A 19,170-nucleotide genomic window follows, 5' to 3' on the forward strand; every position below is an offset into this window, starting at 1 on the left:
TCTCCAATCCAGTTCATTACACTTCAAACTATATGACTAAAACAAATCCGACGCTCAGTCGTTCCGGGCCTGGCGTGCGACGTCTTCGAGCGTTTGCAGGAACTGCGACCTGTCTCGCGCCGAGAAGGCGGCGTTGTAGCCCTTGATTTCTCCGCTTTCACGCAGATGCTGGTTGAGATCGCGGATCGCCGAGACCATGCCGATATTGCCTGCGTCAAAGCGCCTGCCGGTTGGGCCGAGCACTAGCGCGCCATTCTCCACGCAACGCGAGGCCAGCGGAATATCCGCTGTAACGACGATATCGTTGCTTTGCGCATGCTCGACGATCCAGTCGTCTGCGGCGTCGAATTTGTCTGAAACGATGACGTTTTTCACCATCGGATCACGCGAAGGGCGCAAGCCGCCGTTGGCGACGAAAATCACCGGCATGCCGTGTCGTTCGGCGACCTTGAGTATCTCGTTATTTACAGGGCAGGCGTCCGCGTCGACATAGATCGAGGCGGATGCGGCCCTGTTTTCGTCAGTAGAGGACAACGGAGCGGATGGATTCGCCCGAATGCATCAGATCGAAGCCCTTGTTGATCTCGTCGAGCGAGAGCGTGTGGGTGATCATCGGGTCGATTTCGATCTGACCGTTCATGTACCAGTCGACGATTTTTGGAACATCCGTGCGGCCCCGCGCGCCGCCGAAAGCAGTTCCGCGCCAGGAGCGACCGGTGACGAGCTGGAAGGGGCGGGTCGAGATTTCCTGACCGGAGCCGGCGACGCCGATGATGATCGATTCGCCCCAGCCCTTGTGGCAGCATTCAAGCGCGTCGCGCATCACCTTTGTATTGCCGATACATTCGAAGGAGTAGTCGGCGCCGCCCTTCGTCAGATCCACGAGATAGGGAACGAGGTCGCCTTCGACTTCGCTCGGATTGACGAAATGGGTCATGCCGAATTTCTCGCCCCATTCCTTCTTGTCGTTGTTGAGGTCAACGCCGACAATCATCTCGGCGCCGATGAGGCGCAAACCCTGGATGACGTTGAGGCCGATGCCGCCCAGACCAAAGACGACGGCCCGGCAGCCGGCTTCCGCCTTGGCCGTGTTGATGACGGCGCCAATGCCGGTCGTCACGCCGCAGCCGACATAGCAGACCTTCTCGAACGGCGCGTCGGGATGGATCTTGGCGACCGCGATTTCGGGAAGCACCGTGTAGTTGGCGAAGGTGGACGTGCCCATGTAATGGAAGATCTTCTCGCCATTGACCGAAAACCTGGAAGTGCCGTTTGGCATCAGGCCCTGTCCCTGCGTGGTGCGGATTGCCTGGCAGAGATTGGTTTTCGGGTTCAGGCAATATTCGCACTCCCGGCACTCCGGCGTATAGAGCGGTATGACGTGGTCGCCGGGTTTGACTGATGTGACGCCGGGGCCTACTTCGCGCACAATGCCCGCGCCTTCATGGCCGAGGATGGCCGGGAATATGCCTTCGGGATCGGCCCCGGACAGCGTGAACTCGTCCGTGTGACAGATGCCGGTCGCCTTGATTTCGACCAGAACCTCGCCAGCCTGAGGCCCTTCGAGCTGCACCGTGGTGACTTCGAGTGGTTTTCCTGCCTCAACGGCAACGGCCGCGCGTACATCCATCGGCTGGCTCTCCCTTGGCTGACTGAATCTGTTTGTTTTACCGGCATTTTCGTTAAAGGAGAAAGAAGCAACAGTACAGAGTCAATACCTGTGCTCTCCTTCAGCCGATTTGCTTTGCCGAATTACTGTTTCTCAAGCTGGCGGGACATGCGTTCCGCTTCCTGCTCCAGCGTGTCGATCATTTTACCCATCGATGCGTGGGCCCGCTTCAGCTTGGAAAGCTGTGTTATCATCACGTGGAGTTCCGAATTGACGACGGGCGTGCTTGGCAGTTCGCCGATGCCGGTCAGAAGCCAGGTCGGGGATACGCCAAGCATGCCGGCGAGCATGATGACGCGGTTCGAGCGTGGCTCCGAGCGATCATTTTCCCAAGCCTGGACGGTTTCGGTCTTCACGCCCAATCGGCGCGCCAGTTGCGCGGTCGACAGTTCAAGAGCGTCGCGCGCTCTGGAGATCCGCCCTCCTATTGTGTCGTCCTGATCATGTATGTCGAAAGACTGATTCACGATTTGCTCCGCCAGCGAAATTGAGATAGCGATCACCTTGCAGGTCTGATTTCAGAAAACAGGGTACGCTTAACAAATGGGTCCGCCGTTTCCAACAGCGGCGCCGGGTTTTTTGTTTGCGCTGTGATCTGCCAAAAGGCGAGTTGCCGGAGTTAAAACGGGGAACAATTGAATTTCATCTGGAATAACACCAGTTTGCAAAGCTTCGGACGGGTGCAGACCGGAGAAAGGCGAACGGTGCGAATATTTGCAGTTTCGGACATTCACGTCGATTATGAAGTGAACGCGCGCTGGTTTAATAGCCTGTCAGAGGTAGATTTTACGAACGACTATCTCATTCTGGCGGGCGACATTTCCCATGTTCTGGGGGAAATCGAAACCGTTTTCGATCGCGCCAGCCGAAAATTCGCGCAGGTGTTCTATGTGCCTGGCAACCATGATCTCTGGCTGCGCAATGAAACGCAGTTTGCATCGTCGCTGGACAAATTCGATGCTGTGCTTGATCTCGCCGATGACGTCGGAATTTCGACCGAGGCGCATCACGAGGACGGATTGTCGGTCGTGCCGCTTTTCGGCTGGTACGACTATTCCTTCGGCGCGCCGGGCAACATATTGAAAAGCGCCTGGAGCGATTACCGTCTGTGCAAATGGCCGCAGGGCCATGACGACGCGTCGGTGACACGGCGTTTTCTGGCAATGAATGAACCGCTTCCCGACATGCCGGCCGGCAACAAGGTCATCAGCTTTTCCCATTTTCTGCCACGGATCGACGTGATGCCGAGACGCATTCCGCCGCACCGGCGTTTTGTCTATCCGGTGCTCGGCAGCGACAGTATCGACGCGCAGGTCCGGCGCCTTTCTTCCCACATCCACGTCTACGGACACAGCCACGTCAACCGCAATGTGACGATAGACGGCGTGACCTATATCAACAACGCCTACGGCTATCCGAAAGAGACGCGAATTTCAGCGAAACGTCTCGTCGTCATTCACGAAGACTGAGATTGACATGTCCAGTCATTGTCGCCTTGCCAGGCGACCAAACTTCGCTAATGGTTGAGCGCACAGGATCACGCAACCGCGGTGGTGATTTGAACAGTACGGCGCTTTCCTTTCCCGATCATCGTTTCCAGGCGGCGTTCATCATGGCCTGCGCCATGCTCGCCATGCCTCTCATGGACGTCGGGGGCAAATATCTGACCTTGTATGAGGGCGTATCGCCGGGAACGAACACGTTTTTCCGGTTTTTCGTGCAGATGATCCTGACCGGCGCCGTGATCGTCGCCTTCGACAGAGCGTCCGCGCTTCGACCAAACCAGCTTCTTCTGAACCTGTTGAGGGGCGTGCTGCTTGCGGCCGCAAGCGGCATCTTCCTTATCGCCATCAAGTATGTTCCGCTTGCCGACGCGCTCGCTATATTTTTCGTTGAACCCTTTATCCTTACAGCCATGTCGGCGGTTTTTCTGCGGGAGCAGGTGGGCTGGCGCCGCTGGCTCGCGATCTTTGTCGGCTTCAGCGGCGCGCTGCTGGTTATCCGCCCCAATTTCCTTGAATTCGGCGCGGTCTCGCTTTTGCCGTTGCTGACAGCCACAACCTTCGCCACCTATCTGCTCCTGAACAAGGTACTTTCGGCCCGCGACAATTCGATGGTTATGCAGAGCTCGGCCGGCCTGGGAGGATGCCTGTTTTCGGCAGCCGTACTGGTCTTCGGTTCGGTTGCCGGCATCGAGGATTTGGCCTGGACGCCGCCGGCCTCGGCGCTTGCCGTGGCGATCCTGATCGGCGTCGGCGTCGTTTCCTCCTTCGGACATCTGCTGATCGTCAGCGCGTTTCGCCTCGCGCCGGCTTCCCTTTTGGCGCCCTTCCAATATTTCGAGATCGTGTCGGGCGCGGTCCTGGGGTACATCGTCTTCAACGAATTTCCCGAGTTCATTGAATGGATCGGCGTTGCGATCATCGTGGCGTCCGGACTGTATATTCTCTATCGCGAGCGACAGCTTGCAAGGGCGGTAAGCAAATAGACCGGCCAAGGCCTTGTCATTACTGTTTGTTCCCGACTAATACAGTGACCGCGTCGCGGGGGCGCACGGACGCGATGGCCGCATGACGCGACCGGAATTCGGGAGAAGCCTATGTTCACAAAAATCCTCATTGCCAATCGTGGCGAGATAGCCTGCCGGGTCATCAAGACGGCGAAGCGCATGGGGATTGGAACAGTCGCGGTCTACTCGGACGCCGACAGCGAGGCGCTGCATGTGGCGATGGCCGACGAAGCGGTGCATATCGGCGCGGCGGCGGCCGCGGAAAGCTATCTGGTGGCCGAGAAGATCATCGCCGCCTGCAAGGAAACCGGCGCGCAAGCCGTGCATCCGGGCTATGGCTTTCTCTCCGAGCGGGCGAGCTTCTGCGAGGCGCTGGAAAGCCTGGGCGTTACATTCATCGGCCCCAAGCCACGCGCCATCACCGCGATGGGCGACAAGATCGAATCGAAGAAGTTCGCCAACGAGGCAAGGGTCAACACGGTGCCTGGGTATCTCGGCGAGATCGACGATACGGAGCAGGCGATAAAAATCGCCTCGGAGATCGGATATCCGGTGATGATCAAGGCTTCCGCCGGCGGCGGCGGCAAGGGCATGCGCATCGCGTGGGACGAATCGGAGGTGGCCGACGGCTTCGACCGCGCAAGGTCCGAGGCGCGCAACTCGTTCGGCGACGACCGGGTCTTCATCGAGAAATTCATTGTCGAACCGCGGCATATCGAGATTCAGGTTCTGGCCGACAGCCACGGCGAATGCATCTATCTCGGCGAGCGTGAATGCTCGATCCAGCGGCGCAACCAGAAGGTCGTCGAGGAGGCGCCGTCCTCCTTTCTCGACGAGGCGACCCGCCGGGCGATGGGTGAGCAGGCCGTCGCCTTGGCCACGGCCGTGCAATACCAGAGCGCCGGTACGGTCGAGTTCATCGTCGACAAGGATCGCAATTTCTATTTCCTCGAGATGAACACCCGCCTGCAGGTAGAGCATCCCGTGACGGAACTCATCACCGGCGTCGATCTCGTCGAGCAGATGATCCGCGTCGCCGCAGGTGAGAAGCTGGCGATCAAACAGGACGACGTGACGCTGAAAGGCTGGGCTGTCGAAAGCCGCCTTTACGCCGAGGACCCGTATCGCAACTTCCTTCCCTCCATTGGCCGGCTGACACGCTATCGGCCGCCGCAGGAAGGCCGCTTCGACGACATCGTCGTGCGCAACGATACGGGCGTGTTCGAGGGCGCAGAGATCACCATGTTCTACGACCCGATGGTGGCGAAGCTGTGCACCTGGGCGCCGGACAGGACCCGCGCCATTGAGGCGATGAGCATCGCGCTCGACGGATTCCTGGTGGAAGGCATCGAGCATAATATCCCGTTCCTCGCAGCCCTGATGCAGCACCCGCGCTGGCTTTCCGGCGACATTTCCACCGGCTTCATCGCCGAGGAATATCCGGACGGCTTTCATCCCGCCGAACCCGACGAGGAGCAGCGGATGACGCTTGCGGCCATCGCGCTTTCGGCCGAGCTTTTGCGCAAGGAACGGCTCGACCGGTTCGCCGACCGGCTGGCGCCCCATTCCGGCAAGACCAGAAGAGACTGGGAAGTGCGCATCGGCGACAGCTACCTCAAGGCGCATCTGGTCGATAGCAGTTTCGGCAAGCCGATGACCTTGTCTGTCGAGATCGACGAACAGCCGGCCATAACAGTCGAGACCGACTGGCGGCCGGGCGAATTCATCTGGAGCGGCACAGTGGGCGACAGGTCCGTGACGGCCCAGCTGCGGCCGGTTCTCAACGGTTTGCGCGTCGACTGGCGCGGCCTGTCAGTGCGGGCGCGGGTCATGTCGCCGTCGAACGCCGAGATGGACCGCTTGATGCCCGTCAAGCTGCCGCCCGACACCTCGAAGATGCTTCTGTGTCCAATGCCGGGCCTCGTCGTCTCCATCGCGGTTTCCGAGGGTCAGGAAGTCAAGGCCGGCGAAACGCTGGCCGTGGTCGAAGCCATGAAGATGGAAAACGTGCTCAGAGCAGAGCGCGACGCTGTGGTGAGCAAGCTCAACGCCGCGCCCGGCGAGAGCCTGGCCGTCGACGCCGTGATCATGGAGTTCGAATAGGCTCCGGCTCCGCAACGGGCGTCGTCTCGCCGAAAACGGTCTCGAAGCTCGCCTTCAAGGCGACATCGACATCGCCCATCGTGACGGGCAGGCCGAGATCGACCAGGCTGGTGACGCCATAATCGGCGACGCCACAGGGCACGATGCCGCTGAAATGCTCCAGATCCGGCTCGACATTGATCGCAATGCCATGGAAGCTGACCCAGCGCCGCAGGCGAATTCCGATTGCGGCGATCTTGTCTTCCGCCGGCGATCCGTCGGGCAGGGGAGGCCTGTCCGGCCGCGCCACCCAGACACCGACCCGGTCTTCACGCCGTTCGCCCCTGATGTTCATCTCGTCGAGCGTCCGGATGATCCAGTCTTCGAGCGACGAGACGAAGGCGCGCACGTCGCAGCGCCGCCGCTTGAGGTCCAGCATAACATAGGCGACGCGCTGGCCGGGTCCATGATAGGTGAACTCGCCGCCGCGGCCTGTCTGAAAGACAGGAAAGCGATCCGGCGCGATGAGATCTTCCTCGCGGGCGCTGGTTCCGGACGTATAGAGCGGCGGGTGCTCGATGAGCCAGACGAGCTCATCGGCTTCGCCCGCGCTGATCGCAGCGGCGCGGTCTTCCATGATGCGGATTGCTTGTTGATAGTCGACAAGGCCCGGCTCCACCTTCCACTCTACCGGCGGAGAGCCCGGAAGGGCGAAGAAGCCCGGTGCAATTGCGTCACGATTCATGGCTGCGTAGTCCTGCTTTCGTCAGGGTGTATTTGGAACGGTTCCACGGTTCATGCAAGGGGGCGGGGCTCTGGCGGAGCGGACTATGTCCTTGAAATTGAAGCGACAGGGAAAAAGCGTAAAAGCCTCTTGTATAGCCCAAAGTGATTTGGTACATGCGGCGCGCCGGTGACGGCTTCTACCACGTGCGGTCGTGGCGGAATTGGTAGACGCGCAGCGTTGAGGTCGCTGTGGGGCAACCCGTGGAAGTTCGAGTCTTCTCGACCGCACCAGCTACAATTCTGGCAAGTTATTGATGACAATCCACAATCATAGTTAATAGTGCGTATGCCAAGAGCTGACATAGACGGTGCCTACCCATCAAATTACGTAGTAATAGATGTATCCGGAATATTGACCCGACTCCACCTCTTCAGTCGTTTCAGCAATGGGCAGTAGTGAAACAAACTAAGAATTTGGACGAGTGTCGCAAACGCAACAAACTGAGACCGTTCAAATGTTCAGCCACGTTATAAGTTGTCTTACAGTTCGCTGTGCAAATCAGGCCACCCATATTCAAGCGCTTTGGTCGCCGCCGCGATAATCTCTTGGGTCGCACCGTGGATTCTGAGACGGCCAATAGGGTCATACCCCGGGGCGATCTCGTTCATTCGGGCAACGGCTTGTTCGGCTGCTTTTCTGTTCTTCAGTATACCGTAGGCCATGGCAACAAGAGATTGGCTTAGAGCAGATTCATCATTGCTACCGCGTTCCGCAAAAATGAGCATGCCTTCACCATCGCCTTTCATAAGGCGATCGATCGTTAGCAAATGAAAATACCAGCCAGGCGGGTTCACGGACAGCTCGATAGCTCTCTCAACCAGTGGAATTCCTTCTGCGAAATTTCCACGTATTGCCATTCTCCAGCCCAATTGCACCAGGGTATACGGATTGTTTGGGTTGCTTTCGAGCGCAAGTCTGGCGAAACGTTCTCCTTCACTGTAATTTCCCTGATAGTGATTGATCGCAGACATCGCATTGAGGCCCAACACACTGCCAGGATCCAATTCGATGGCATTCTTTCCGGCCTCTAATGCAGTCTCATATGTAATATTGGGATCAGGTGCTCCCAGGAAACTGTATCGCACTGCATCCAGATATACCCAAGCCAGCATCGCCCACGCTTCAGGATAACCCGGGTCTTTGAGAACCGCGTGGTGTATGCATTTGTACAAGGAAGTGTAGAGTTCAGGTGAAAAATTGCGTTTGTAGTAATATCCGCGCAACACGCACTCATAGCTGGACATACTCGGAATGTGCTGTTCGGATAAACTGCCGGCTAATGCGCTATTTATAACACCAAAAGGTTCACCAAGAGTCGTGGCGATATCTGCGGTAATTTCGTCCTGAACCTTTATAAGGGAAGCCGTATCTACTTTCCGATTATAGTTCTTTATCCAGGTCAATTTGCCTGATTGCGTTTCCGTTAAGCGAGCAATAATGTTTATATCAGATCCGTTAGATTGAAGTGAGCCCGTGAGAGTGTGGGTTGGAGGCGGCCGGTTGTCCTCTGTGAGAGCATCAATTCCGGCATCAAACTTGTCCGGGCCCATGTTCGGAAAATATATCCTGATGTTGGGAAAACTGCTCAATTGGCTGGCTAGGTGGTTCAGTATCCCTGCCGCAAGAAACTGATCCTTCTGGTGGTTGCCCGGCACATCGAAAGGCAACATTTGCACTGCGGGCGCCTGGAGAGAACTCGTTACATTCGAATTTTTTGCAGCCAGATAGTTCACTGATAAGTTGTTGAATGCAAGCACGGCGCCGACCAATAAAAGTATAGCTACGGCGATATATGCAATACGGCCTGCCTTTAATACGGCAGCAACCACGCCTGGTTCGGCATGTTCGGAAGATGATGCGTTGGGGGTGGGGGCAAAAGCAGACGCTCGGTCATTCACCTCCTTTGCGATGAAGACAGGCACGTACCTGCCCTTGGGAATAGTGATCCGTAACGGGTTGTTTAACCCTGCAGAGACGTAATAGCTGTCGAGATCACTGCGAAGCCGTCGCGCCTCAAAGCGCACTACCGGATCCGATTGCGGGTCGTATCCTTCATCTCGACCGAACGCAGTCACTCCGATCGTGTAGCCTTTCAGCCTGTCTGAGCGCCCAGCGAGCGTTTCCTTGATCAAAAAACTCAACATTGTTCTACGCTGCGCAGTAGCCCTGAAATCGGGGCTGCCGAGCACCCGCTCGAGTTCTTCACGAATCTCTTCGGGTGATGGTTCATGCTGTACATAGTGATCGGTTGATTCCAGCTGTTTCATGAACGCCTGCTTCGAAGTTGCAAATATACGTAAGCTAAACTTTAGCAATAAAGTAAGTCCAAATTCCGGTTCGATCAAACGAGTGTTTGTTGCCAAGAAGTATTCAACATTTCGACAAAATAACACATAAGGAATCAAGAGGATATGACTTAGTGCGCACCCGTGCGCACCTGTTGGTAACTTGCTCTCCAAGCAACGCATGAGAGTAAATTGCTGTGTTGCGAGCCGAGGGGTTCACGATGGCGTATCCAATCGAGGTGATTCGTCGTTTTCCAACGCGCGAATTCGTAGTGAGGCGGCTATTCGCCGCCGATCCGGACTTTAGAAGTCTTTGTGAAGATTACTCTGTCGCGACAAGCGCTCTCGAGCGTTGGAAAACAGATGAAGCCAAGGCTGACTACTATCGCCACGCGGTAAGAGAATTGGAGGAAGAGATCTTAGGATACGTAGACTGACTAATAGAAATAGCCAGCGATCGACACTTACCCTGACGGTCAAGTCATCCTTCGCGATCAACTTTAGACGGAGAGAAGCAATGCTTCGAATTACTGGAATTACCCGAACACTGCTGGCATGCGCGGCAGTATCCTTGGTCGGATCACCAGCGCTAGCCCAGCAGGGCGACAAACCCAACATCCTTTTCATCGTCTCCGACGACACCGGCTGGGGTGACCTTGGACCTTATCTTGGCGGCGAGGCGCGCGGCATGCCGACGCCTAATTTCGACCGACTCGCCGAAGAAGGAATGTTCTTCACCAATTTCTATGGCCAGCCGAGTTGCACGCCAGGCCGAGCGGCCATGCAAACCGGGCGAATTCCAAACCGCAGCGGCCTGACCACCGTGGCCTTCCAGGGCCAAGGCGGCGGCCTGCCAAAGGCCGAGTGGACGCTCGGATCGGTACTGAAAGAAGCCGGTTACAAGACTTACTTTACCGGCAAGTGGCATCTCGGTGAATCAGATTATGCTCTGCCCAACGCCCAGGGCTATGATAAGATGAAGTACGCCTTCCTCTATCACCTCAACGCCTATACCTATCCAGATCCCGCCTGGCACAAGAACATGAGCGACGAACTGAGGGCCGAGTTCGCGAAGATCACGACGGGGTCTCTCTCCGGAAACGCTGGTGAAAAGGCCAAGGAAGACTTCAAGGTTATTGGAGACGCCGATACGCCCGAGCAGGGCAAAGTCGGCATCAAATATCTCGACGCTTATGTTGAGAAGGCGGCGTTCGAATTTCTTGAAGAGGCAGCTGAGGATCCGGACACGCCCTTCTTTATCAATGTCAACTTCATGAAGAATCACCAGCCGAATCTCCCGCACCCGGATTACGAAGGCAAATCGATCACGAAGTCAAAATATGCGGACTCTGTTGTCGAACTCGACGCCCGGGTTGGCAATGTGTTGAAAAAGCTTGATGAACTCGGCCTGTCCGACAACACCGTAGTCTTCTACACCGTCGACAACGGCGCCTGGCAGGATGTCTATCCGGACTCCGGCTACACGCCGTTCCGCAGCACCAAGGGCACGGATCGCGAAGGCGGCAGCCGTGTTCCGGCGGTCGTGCGCTGGCCGCAGCATGTGAAGGCCGGCAGCAAGAGCGACGATATTGTCGGCGGACTCGATCTGATGGCGACCTTCGCATCGCTTGCCGGTCAGGAACTGCCGGAAAACGACCGCGAGGGTCAGCCGATCATCTTCGACAGCTATGACATGACCCCTGTCATGACCGGAACGGGCAAGTCGGATCGCAAGAATTGGTTCTACTTCACCGAGAACGAACTGACGCCGGGCGCGATCCGCGTAGGAAACTTCAAGTACGTGTTCAACCTGCGTGGCGACGACGGCGCAGCGACAGGCGGCCTTTCTGTTGACACCAATCTCGGCTGGAAAGGCGCCGACAGCTATGTGGCGACCGTTCCGCAAGTGTTCGATCTGCTTGCCGATCCGCAGGAGCGTTATGATATCTTTATGACGACCTTCACCGAAAGCACCTGGGCGGTCGTTCCCGCCAACAAGGCGGTATCGGAACTGATGAAGACTTACGTCAAGTATCCGCCGCGCAAGCTGCAAAGCGAGACCTATTCAGGCCCGATCACTATCACGGCTTACCAGCGGTTCAAATATCTGCAGGACTCGCTGGCCAAGGACGGTTTCCATCTCGGTCTGCCGACTGGCAACTGATGCAGGCAGCCGGAGCGCCCCGTTTCTATACGGGGCGTTTCCAATCTGCAGCAGCAGAAAAAACTTCACACCTCAACATTTGAGAGGCGCGCGCCATGCAATGCAAATCAATCCTATCCATTCTTTCAGTTGGCTTCGCCGGCGCAATCCTACTGGCAACTGGCGCATTCGCGCAGGAGGAAGCGCTGCCGTCGTGGAACGACGGCCCGACCAAACAGGCCATCATAGACTTCGTCGCCGCCGTGACCGACGAGAACGGCCCGGATTTTGTTGATCCGGCCGATCGCATCGCCACCTTCGACAATGACGGCACATTGTGGGTCGAGCATCCCGTTTATACTCAGTTGCTGTTCGCCCTCGACCGGATCAAGACAATGGCGCCGGATCATCCGGAATGGAAGGACAAGGAGCCTTTCAAGTCGGTTATTGCAGGCGACAAGAAGGGAATTGAAGCTTCTGGAAAGAAGGGCCTTGAGGAAATCATCGCCGAGACGCACGCTGGCTTGTCGACGACCGATTTCGAGCAGATCGTTGCCAAATGGTTTGCGACCGCCGAACATCCGCGGTTCAAGAAACCGTTTACGAAACTGACCTATCAGCCGATGCAGGAGGTACTTGAGTATCTCCGCGCCAACGGCTTCACGACCTATATTGTTTCGGGCGGCGGGATCGAGTTCATGCGCCCAATGACGCTAGACGTGTACGGCATTCCGACCCAGCAAGTGATCGGATCCTCGATCAAGACGAAATTCGAGATGCAGGACGGCAAGCCAGTGCTGATGCGACTGGCGGAAATCGAATTCATCGATGACAAGGACGGCAAGCCAATCGGCATCAACCGTTTTATCGGCAAGCGTCCGATCGCGTCTTTCGGAAATTCCGGCGGCGACAAGGAGATGCTGGAATGGACGAGCGCCGGCGACGGGAAGCGCCTGATGATGATCGTCTTTCATGACGACGCCGAGAGGGAATACGCCTACGGACCTGCAGACGGCCAGCCTGACACGAAGATCGGAGCGTTTCCACAGTCGCTCATGGATCAGGCCAATCAGGCCGACAATTGGCACGTCATCAGCATGAAGAACGACTGGAAGAGTGTCTTTTCTGACTGATTTGGACTCAGCACAAAGTTCAGGCTGAAGATCCATCGAGATCGCTGCGGCCTGACCACAAGGAATCACCATTATGCTTTCTACAAAGAAACTGAAAACTCAGATCCTGTGCTCCGTTCACCTGGTCGCACTTGTCTGCACCGGAACTCTGTTGGGCGCGTTGCCAGCCACCGCTCAGGACAACGCTGCAGATTTGGCCAAGCAACTCGCAAATCCCATCGCTTCGCTCATCAGTGTTCCGTTTCAGTTCAATTATGACAGCGGCTACGGAGATGCCGATGGCGAAAAAGCATTCGTAAACGTCCAGCCGGTCATCCCGTTTTCGATCAGCGAAGACTGGAATTTGATCTCTCGAACCATTCTTCCGGTGGCTTGGCAGCACGACATATCCAGCGGTAGCGGGGATCAGTTTGGGCTGGGTGACACAGTACAGAGTTTCTTCTTTTCACCCAAGGAGCCGTGGAACGGCATTATCTGGGGTGTTGGGCCAGCCTTATTGCTGCCAACCGGCACGGACGATCTCTTGACATCAGGCAAATGGGGAGCCGGTCCGACTGCCGTCGTTTTGACGCAGAAACACGGCTGGACAGTGGGCGCGCTGGCCAATCATATCTGGTCGTTCGCGGGCGATAGCCACAAGTCAGATGTCAGTGCAACCTTTCTGCAGCCTTTCCTGACCTATACCACACACGATGCCTGGACATTCGCGCTGAACACTGAATCGACCTACAACTGGGAAACGGATGAATGGTCGGTTCCGATAAATTTCATGGTTTCCAAGCTGGTCCATTTCGGCAAGCAACCGGTGCAGTTCCAGGTCGGCGCCCGCTATTGGGCCGTCAGTCCGGATGCCGGGCCGGATGAGGGCGATTGGGGCGCGCGCGCGGCGATAACGTTCCTGTTTCCGAAAGGGCAATAGCGTGGCGACGGTGTCCCGCAACGCGAACTGTTTAGCGAGCGCCAGCCTGACCAACGATTTGGACAAGTGCGAACACTTGCCTTCGGCGATATGACCAAGGTTCATGGAAAAGAAGATCATGACCAAAATTACACTTGCTGCAATCGCAGCCTGTATGATGACTGTTTCTGCTGGCGGTATCAAATCTAAAGCTGCAGATCTGGCTGCTTCCGAACCACCTGTGGAAGCTGCAGTTGCAGAGACACCCTGGTCCGGCGAACTGGCGATCTATGGTCTCCTGCCATGGCTTGATGGTGATGCCGGCGTCAACGACCTTGGACCGGTCAGCTTTTCGCTGACACCATCAGAAATCATCAATGCCCTGGATTTCACAATTCAGGCATCCGGTGAAATCAACTACGAACGCTTCGGACTTTTTGCAGACTTGATCTATTTCAAGATTTCCGGCAGCGAAGCATCACAGTTGGGGCCGCTGGTTGTGGACGCCAATCTCAGCGTCGCGATGACGGCCGGGACACTGGCCGGAAGCTATGCTTTCTACGAAGATGAGACAGCCACGATCAAGGCATTGGCAGGCGCCAGATACTGGGCGGTAGATACGAATTTCAATCTCGCTATTGCCCCGATCGGTGGGGTGTCGGCTAGCAAGGTAATCCAGTGGTGGGATCCGGTGATCGGCCTGAAAGCAAAGAAGCAGTTGACGGAGAAGGTCTTCATCACTGCCACAGGATTTATCGGCGGGTTCGGCGCCGGATCGGACTTCATGTGGGATGTGTTTGGCGGGATCGGCTATGAATTCAACGATCATGTTGCAATTGCGGCGGGTTACCGGGGTCTCGGCGCCGATTATTCGGACAGGGGCGATCTGGTCGATCTGACGGCTCAGGGGCCTCTTATCGGTGTTGGTTTCAAATTCTGACTATCACGAAAGGAACAGAGCTTTGTCGACTCAAATTCTTTGGAAAGATCTTCTGTCGGACAAAAAACTGAAGCGGGAAGGGTCTGATGCATAGTCCATTGCGAGTGCCTGTCCCGGGCTGCAATGTTGCGGTCATGACTCCATGAGACTAAGTGCCGGGTTGGTCATTGCTGTTCTTGTAACCGCATGTGCGAGCCCTCCCGACGCAGTCGTGGGCGTCGACAATCCCAGGACTTCTGTGACCGGTGTAAGCGGTGCCATTAAGAAGACCGTCTATATTGCAACGAGTCGCGCCCGCGCCGACGATCCCAATATTCTCTTTACAGGCGAAAGACATGTGGAAGGCGTGCAATACGCCAAGGTCGACATCTATATTCCACCGAACCACAAGCCCGGATATGTGGAACGTCCAAAATCGGTCCCGCCGGACCCGAAGAATGAGTTTGTCATCCTTAATCCGATCGTTTTTCCCAACAAGCAAGCTTTTCGAGATGACCTCGACAAAGCCTTGGCCGGACGATCGTTAAAGGACCGGCACAGCATGCTGTTTGTCCACGGGTTCAACACCGATTTTGTTGCTTCCGTGTCGAGAGCTGCCCAGATTGCATACGATTCCGGATTTAGCGGCATCCCCGTTGTATTCAGTTGGGCATCCCGCGGCAAAACACTCGACTATGTCTATGACCTCAACAGCGCTCTTATCGCGCGCGACGATCTGGTCACGACGGCTAATGTGGTCGTGTCGACCAGAACAACGGGTATGGACGTAATCGCCCATTCGATGGGCAACCTGCTAACGGTCGAAGCCATGCGCCAGGGCGAAATCACCAACGCATTCAATACAACTGAAAAACTCGAAAACATCATTCTTGCATCGCCGGATATCGATGCCGACCTGTTCGCAAAGCAGATGCAGCCTTTTGCGAAGTCACAACGTCGATTTTACGTTCTCATTTCATCAGATGACAAGGCCTTGTCGATCTCAAGGCGGATCTCAGGCGGGGTCGACCGAGTTGGCAATGAGCCTGCTGAAGAATTGTCAAAACTCGGGGTAACGGTGATCGATCTTTCCAAGATCAAGGATACATCCAGTCTCGACCACACCAAGTTCGCCGACTCTCCTGAAATCGTGCAACTGATTGGAGAGAGAATCAATGAGGGCGACACGATAGGAGATGCACGAACCAGCATGATCGGAAATGTACCTGCGGCGGCCAAGGTCCTGACCGGTTCTGGCAGCGGTGGTGCAATTGTCGTGTTCAACTGAGAAGTGATCAGTTCATCAACGATCCATTCAGGATAGCTGTAATCGGTTCTGGCTAACGCATGTGCGAGATTCCAAAGTCATCCGAGTGTCAAAAATGGCAAGCCAGGATCTTCCATGCGATCCCTGTGGTCTACATTTTTCTTGTTTCATGTATCGCTATATTTATCGTCTCCGAAGCCGGTGCTATCGATCCGGGTACGGGCGATGACGAAGATGTGGTTCCCGCTGTTGAAGAGACGCCCCAGCGCGATCTTCGTGTCGAAGACGAAACCGGCGTCTATCGATTTTATGGCTTTTTGAACAAGGGACTTCTGTCTTACGACGATGGCGGCTCTTCCCGGGCTTATTTTCCGGTCGACAATTGGGGTTATCAGTCGCGTTTCGGAATTGAGGGCAAATCGCGAAAGTTCAATGGCTGGGCTATAGGAGCAAGGCTGGAACTGGGTTGGGATCCCTATTCCACCATGACAGTCAACCAGACGAACCGATACATTGACTGGTCGGTCACCCTGCGGAAGGCGGAGATCGCGCTGTTCGGCGATGGATTCGGGGAAATGTTTCTCGGACAGGGAAGTATGGCATCGGACGGCACCGCCGAGGTTGATCTTTCAGGTACGACGCTTGCCGGACAGTCCCGAGTGGGCAGAATCGCAGGAGGACAGATGTACCGTCTTACCGATGGCGCCTTGTCCGACACTCAAATTCTCGACACCTACACCAACATGGACGGTTTCGGGCGTCGACTGCGTGTTCGCTATGATACGCCGAAATGGAACGGTTTCACTCTGTCGGCGGCGATCGGTCAGACAGTCGTGCCTAACGTGGAAGACAATCTCGGCTGGGACTTTGCTTTGCGATATTCCGACACGCTTGGGGCATTCAAGCTGGCTGGCGCAATGGCATACTCGCAAAATTACTCGGGCGATGAGACTATCGTTGACGGATCAATGTCCGCCCTACACCTCCAGACTGGCGTCAGTCTGACTTTCGCCGCCGGCCGCACCGAAAAGAGCGAGGAACCGGAACGCTATGTTTATAGCAAGCTCGGCTATCAAGCGAACTGGTTCGAGATTGGCACAACGGCGTTTTCTGTCGACGCCTATCGCGGAAACTCGATCGATACGGACGGCGATGCCAGCACTTCCTACGGTTTCCAGTTCGCTCAGGACGTTGAGGACTGGCAGACGACATTTTATCTGGGGTTGCGCACCTATCGATACGAAGCTCTGCAACAATCCTACCGCAACGGACTTGCAATCATAACCGGTGCGTTTGTCAGCTTTTGAATACGGCAACGTTATCCGGCTGTTAGTTCTGATACCTTGCATCGTAGAAATGGGAGCAATCCAATTCGTGCTTTACTGCTATATCTGATGCGGACCACTGCCGGCCTCCTGGTTGTGCTTTTGTCCATATATGTTGCTCTTGGCAGCTATTACTGGCTCGGATGGCCCGGCTACCTCAGGTTGGGACTCGCATTTCTTGCAGTCCCCGTTCTGGTTGGCCTGTGGTTCATTCCAGGTAGGGGGCGAGTAGCCAGACGTGTTGGTAGCGTGGGGCTCATGATCATATTCTTTTCGACCTATTTTACCAAGAGCCCGGTGCCGCAGGATTGGGTGCCCCTGCACGCTGAGGAGGCCGAAGTTCACATCAACGGCAGCGAAGCGACGATCACGAACTTTCGTGACGCCGTTCACCGGGTTGGAGTTGCATCACAGCCCCGGTGGGTAACCACCAGCTACGATCTGGACAAACTTGAAAGCGCACAGCTGATCCTTCAGCCCTTCGGACAATCCGTGGCGACCGTTCACGTCATGACCACATTCCGTTTCACCGATGGCCGGTACCTTGCCGTATCTGTTGAAGCAAGACGCACAAGCTGGACACATTTCGACATGCTCTCCGGCTTCTTCAGACATGATCAGCTCTATGTGGTACTCGGCACGGAACGCGACGTGTTATGGAAACGGTTGGCGCACCTTCCCCCGAACGACCTCTACTTTTTTGAATTCACACGTTCCTCTGACGAAATCCGACGCTATCTGGAGACGCTGCTAAGATTTACCGAGGACATCCACGAGAAACCGGTCTTCTACTCGACTGCTACGGAAAGCTGCTTCACGACGCTATTAAGATTGAGCCCGCGATTTGACAATCTCGTCCCCTGGTACGATCCGCGTCGCTGGTTACCCGGAGATTCGGTCAGCCTGTTTCAGCAACTCGATCTGGTGGACAATAGTGTTTCTACGCAAGAGCTAATCGAGCGCGGCAAGCTCCAGTCTGGCATCAGTCCGCCTTGGGATTTTCCGGACGAGAAAGCCTGGAGCCGGTACCTGCACGGGAAAATCGGTCAATAAGACGAGTAGATGTCAAAAGTGGCGTGCGCCACCCTCACTGGCGTTTGTTTGCGACGGGAGTAACGGTAGTCGGCACACAACGAGGACGACAAAGGAGACAACCTTGTTCGCATTTGGCTTCAACATTATCCGTCTGCTGTTAGCCGTCGGAAAGTCGAGGCATGTTCCAGCATTTCGGGCCGGACTGGCGCTTGCGGTTTTCATTCTGATCTCCGGTATGGTTTTCTACCGCAGCGTCGAGGGGTGGTCGTGGATCGATTCGCTTTACTTTAGCGCGACGACCGTTTCGACAGTTGGATTTGGCGATCTATCGCCGAAAACAGATCTGGGCAAGGTGTTTACCGTCATCTACATGTTTGTCGGCATCGGTGTATTCGTACTGCTTTTTTCGCAACTGGCGAAAGCGATGCTGAAATGGACGATCACAACGGCCATTGAATGCACCAATCGAGTTTGAAGAACGAACTGGACAGGTCAATTTCAACTCGCCTAATTTCTGTTTTATATCCTAATTTGATGGTTCGTGTTCTCGATAGGACCTATTGTTCGCACGCCCGCCTGAGGCCGAGAGCCGGAGCGTATTAGACGTCGAAGTTTGGCACAGTGACATCGCTCGAGCGATGCTCAGACCAATCTTCAATAAACTCACAGGATATGGTTCCAGCTTTCGTGTGGATTTCAACGACTGCAGATGGACGCGCACATTGGAATCTATTGAATTGAAAACTGAAACCTCTCGGCCTGTCACGCCGGAACATCCAAAATCGAACAACTCGTCCAGTAAATATCACCCTGATCGGCTTGTATTTTCGTGCTACTTTTCGTGCTACATTTGACAGCTACAATTGGGCTAAGTCATTGAAAACAAAAGAGGGGGCGTCGTTCAAGAGTCTTCTCGATCGCACCAGCCACAATTCTGGCAAGTTATTGAAAATACAGTATAAAACCCTGTTACTAAATCTCGCAAATTGAGTGGCTGTGAAACTCGGTGCTAGCGGCGGTCAGTTCATGAAGCTGGAACGCGGAACAGTCAATGTTATCACCACACCGTCTGCATGTATTTTTCGATAGAATTCACCGCGAAGGGTTCTACCTATTGT

16 protein-coding genes and 1 tRNA gene are annotated in these 19,170 nt (G+C 55.5%); 12 read left to right on the top strand and 5 right to left on the bottom strand.

Going from position 1 to position 19,170, the window contains the following annotated elements; translation table 11 throughout:
• Positions 1 to 54: 54 nt before the first annotated feature.
• The 3 genes from AAFN47_RS01610 to AAFN47_RS01620 all read right to left on the bottom strand — a co-directional run bounded on the left by AAFN47_RS01610 (position 55) and on the right by AAFN47_RS01620 (position 2,136).
• Positions 55 to 534, bottom strand: coding sequence for a YaiI/YqxD family protein (locus AAFN47_RS01610; RefSeq protein ID WP_499807443.1), 480 nt, complete (start codon positions 532 to 534; stop codon positions 55 to 57).
• Positions 521 to 1,630 (bottom strand): S-(hydroxymethyl)glutathione dehydrogenase/class III alcohol dehydrogenase, encoded by a 1,110-nt coding sequence (locus tag AAFN47_RS01615; protein WP_499807444.1) that lies wholly within the window; start codon positions 1,628 to 1,630, stop codon positions 521 to 523. The genes AAFN47_RS01610 and AAFN47_RS01615 overlap by 14 nt, the downstream gene beginning before the upstream one ends.
• Positions 1,631 to 1,752: 122 nt before the next feature.
• Complete coding sequence (locus AAFN47_RS01620) at positions 1,753 to 2,136, bottom strand: helix-turn-helix domain-containing protein (protein ID WP_499807446.1); 384 nt, start codon at positions 2,134 to 2,136, stop codon at positions 1,753 to 1,755.
• Between the two features lie 237 nt (positions 2,137 to 2,373).
• Between AAFN47_RS01620 and AAFN47_RS01625 the strand changes: the two genes are divergently transcribed.
• The 3 genes from AAFN47_RS01625 (at position 2,374) to AAFN47_RS01635 (ending at position 6,281) form a co-directional block, all read left to right on the top strand.
• On the top strand, positions 2,374 to 3,138 hold the full coding sequence (locus AAFN47_RS01625; protein WP_499807447.1) for a metallophosphoesterase: 765 nt from the start codon (positions 2,374 to 2,376) through the stop codon (positions 3,136 to 3,138).
• Between the two features lie 89 nt (positions 3,139 to 3,227).
• Positions 3,228 to 4,157: a DMT family transporter gene (locus AAFN47_RS01630; RefSeq protein ID WP_499807449.1), complete on the top strand. Its 930-nt coding sequence runs from the start codon at positions 3,228 to 3,230 to the stop codon at positions 4,155 to 4,157.
• 111 nt (positions 4,158 to 4,268) lie between these two features.
• Positions 4,269 to 6,281 (top strand): acetyl-CoA carboxylase biotin carboxylase subunit, encoded by a 2,013-nt coding sequence (locus AAFN47_RS01635; protein WP_499807451.1) that lies wholly within the window; start codon positions 4,269 to 4,271, stop codon positions 6,279 to 6,281.
• Here the strand turns inward: AAFN47_RS01635 and lipB are convergent.
• Entirely contained in the window at positions 6,265 to 7,005 is a 741-nt protein-coding gene (lipB, locus tag AAFN47_RS01640) for a lipoyl(octanoyl) transferase LipB (protein ID WP_499807453.1), read from the bottom strand. The genes AAFN47_RS01635 and lipB overlap by 17 nt on opposite strands.
• Before the next feature lie 187 nt (positions 7,006 to 7,192).
• Here lipB and AAFN47_RS01645 point away from each other — a divergent pair.
• Positions 7,193 to 7,277 (top strand) — tRNA-Leu (locus AAFN47_RS01645).
• A 249-nt stretch (positions 7,278 to 7,526) separates the two neighbouring features.
• On the opposite strand, the gene AAFN47_RS01650 is transcribed toward AAFN47_RS01645, so the two are convergent.
• Positions 7,527 to 9,314, bottom strand: a complete 1,788-nt coding sequence (locus tag AAFN47_RS01650; protein ID WP_499807455.1) for a tetratricopeptide repeat protein — start codon at positions 9,312 to 9,314, stop codon at positions 7,527 to 7,529.
• Positions 9,315 to 9,849: 535 nt separating this feature from the next.
• On the opposite strand from AAFN47_RS01650, the gene AAFN47_RS01655 reads away from it, so the two are divergent.
• The 8 genes from AAFN47_RS01655 (at position 9,850) to AAFN47_RS01690 (ending at position 18,527) form a co-directional block, all read left to right on the top strand.
• The gene (locus AAFN47_RS01655) at positions 9,850 to 11,496 is read left to right on the top strand and encodes an arylsulfatase (protein WP_499807457.1); all 1,647 of its coding nucleotides are present in this window, start codon (positions 9,850 to 9,852) and stop codon (positions 11,494 to 11,496) included.
• Between the two features lie 95 nt (positions 11,497 to 11,591).
• On the top strand, positions 11,592 to 12,608 hold the full coding sequence (locus AAFN47_RS01660) for an HAD family hydrolase (RefSeq protein WP_499807458.1): 1,017 nt from the start codon (positions 11,592 to 11,594) through the stop codon (positions 12,606 to 12,608).
• A 73-nt stretch (positions 12,609 to 12,681) separates the two neighbouring features.
• The gene (locus AAFN47_RS01665; RefSeq protein ID WP_499807459.1) at positions 12,682 to 13,527 is read left to right on the top strand and encodes a transporter family protein; all 846 of its coding nucleotides are present in this window, start codon (positions 12,682 to 12,684) and stop codon (positions 13,525 to 13,527) included.
• Positions 13,528 to 13,630: 103 nt separating this feature from the next.
• On the top strand, positions 13,631 to 14,446 hold the full coding sequence (locus tag AAFN47_RS01670) for a hypothetical protein (protein WP_499807461.1): 816 nt from the start codon (positions 13,631 to 13,633) through the stop codon (positions 14,444 to 14,446).
• A gap of 211 nt (positions 14,447 to 14,657) precedes the next feature.
• Entirely contained in the window at positions 14,658 to 15,713 is a 1,056-nt protein-coding gene (locus tag AAFN47_RS01675; protein ID WP_499807462.1) for an alpha/beta hydrolase, read from the top strand.
• 125 nt (positions 15,714 to 15,838) lie between these two features.
• On the top strand, positions 15,839 to 16,999 hold the full coding sequence (locus tag AAFN47_RS01680) for a porin (protein WP_499807464.1): 1,161 nt from the start codon (positions 15,839 to 15,841) through the stop codon (positions 16,997 to 16,999).
• Positions 17,000 to 17,086: 87 nt separating this feature from the next.
• On the top strand, positions 17,087 to 18,070 hold the full coding sequence (locus AAFN47_RS01685) for a lipoprotein N-acyltransferase Lnb domain-containing protein (RefSeq protein WP_499807466.1): 984 nt from the start codon (positions 17,087 to 17,089) through the stop codon (positions 18,068 to 18,070).
• A gap of 103 nt (positions 18,071 to 18,173) precedes the next feature.
• Positions 18,174 to 18,527, top strand: coding sequence for a potassium channel family protein (locus AAFN47_RS01690; RefSeq protein WP_499807468.1), 354 nt, complete (start codon positions 18,174 to 18,176; stop codon positions 18,525 to 18,527).
• Positions 18,528 to 19,170: the final 643 nt, after the last annotated feature.

The sequence above is a fragment of the Hoeflea sp. CAU 1731 genome (assembly GCF_039888615.1).
Lineage (GTDB): Bacteria > Pseudomonadota > Alphaproteobacteria > Rhizobiales > Rhizobiaceae > Flavimaribacter.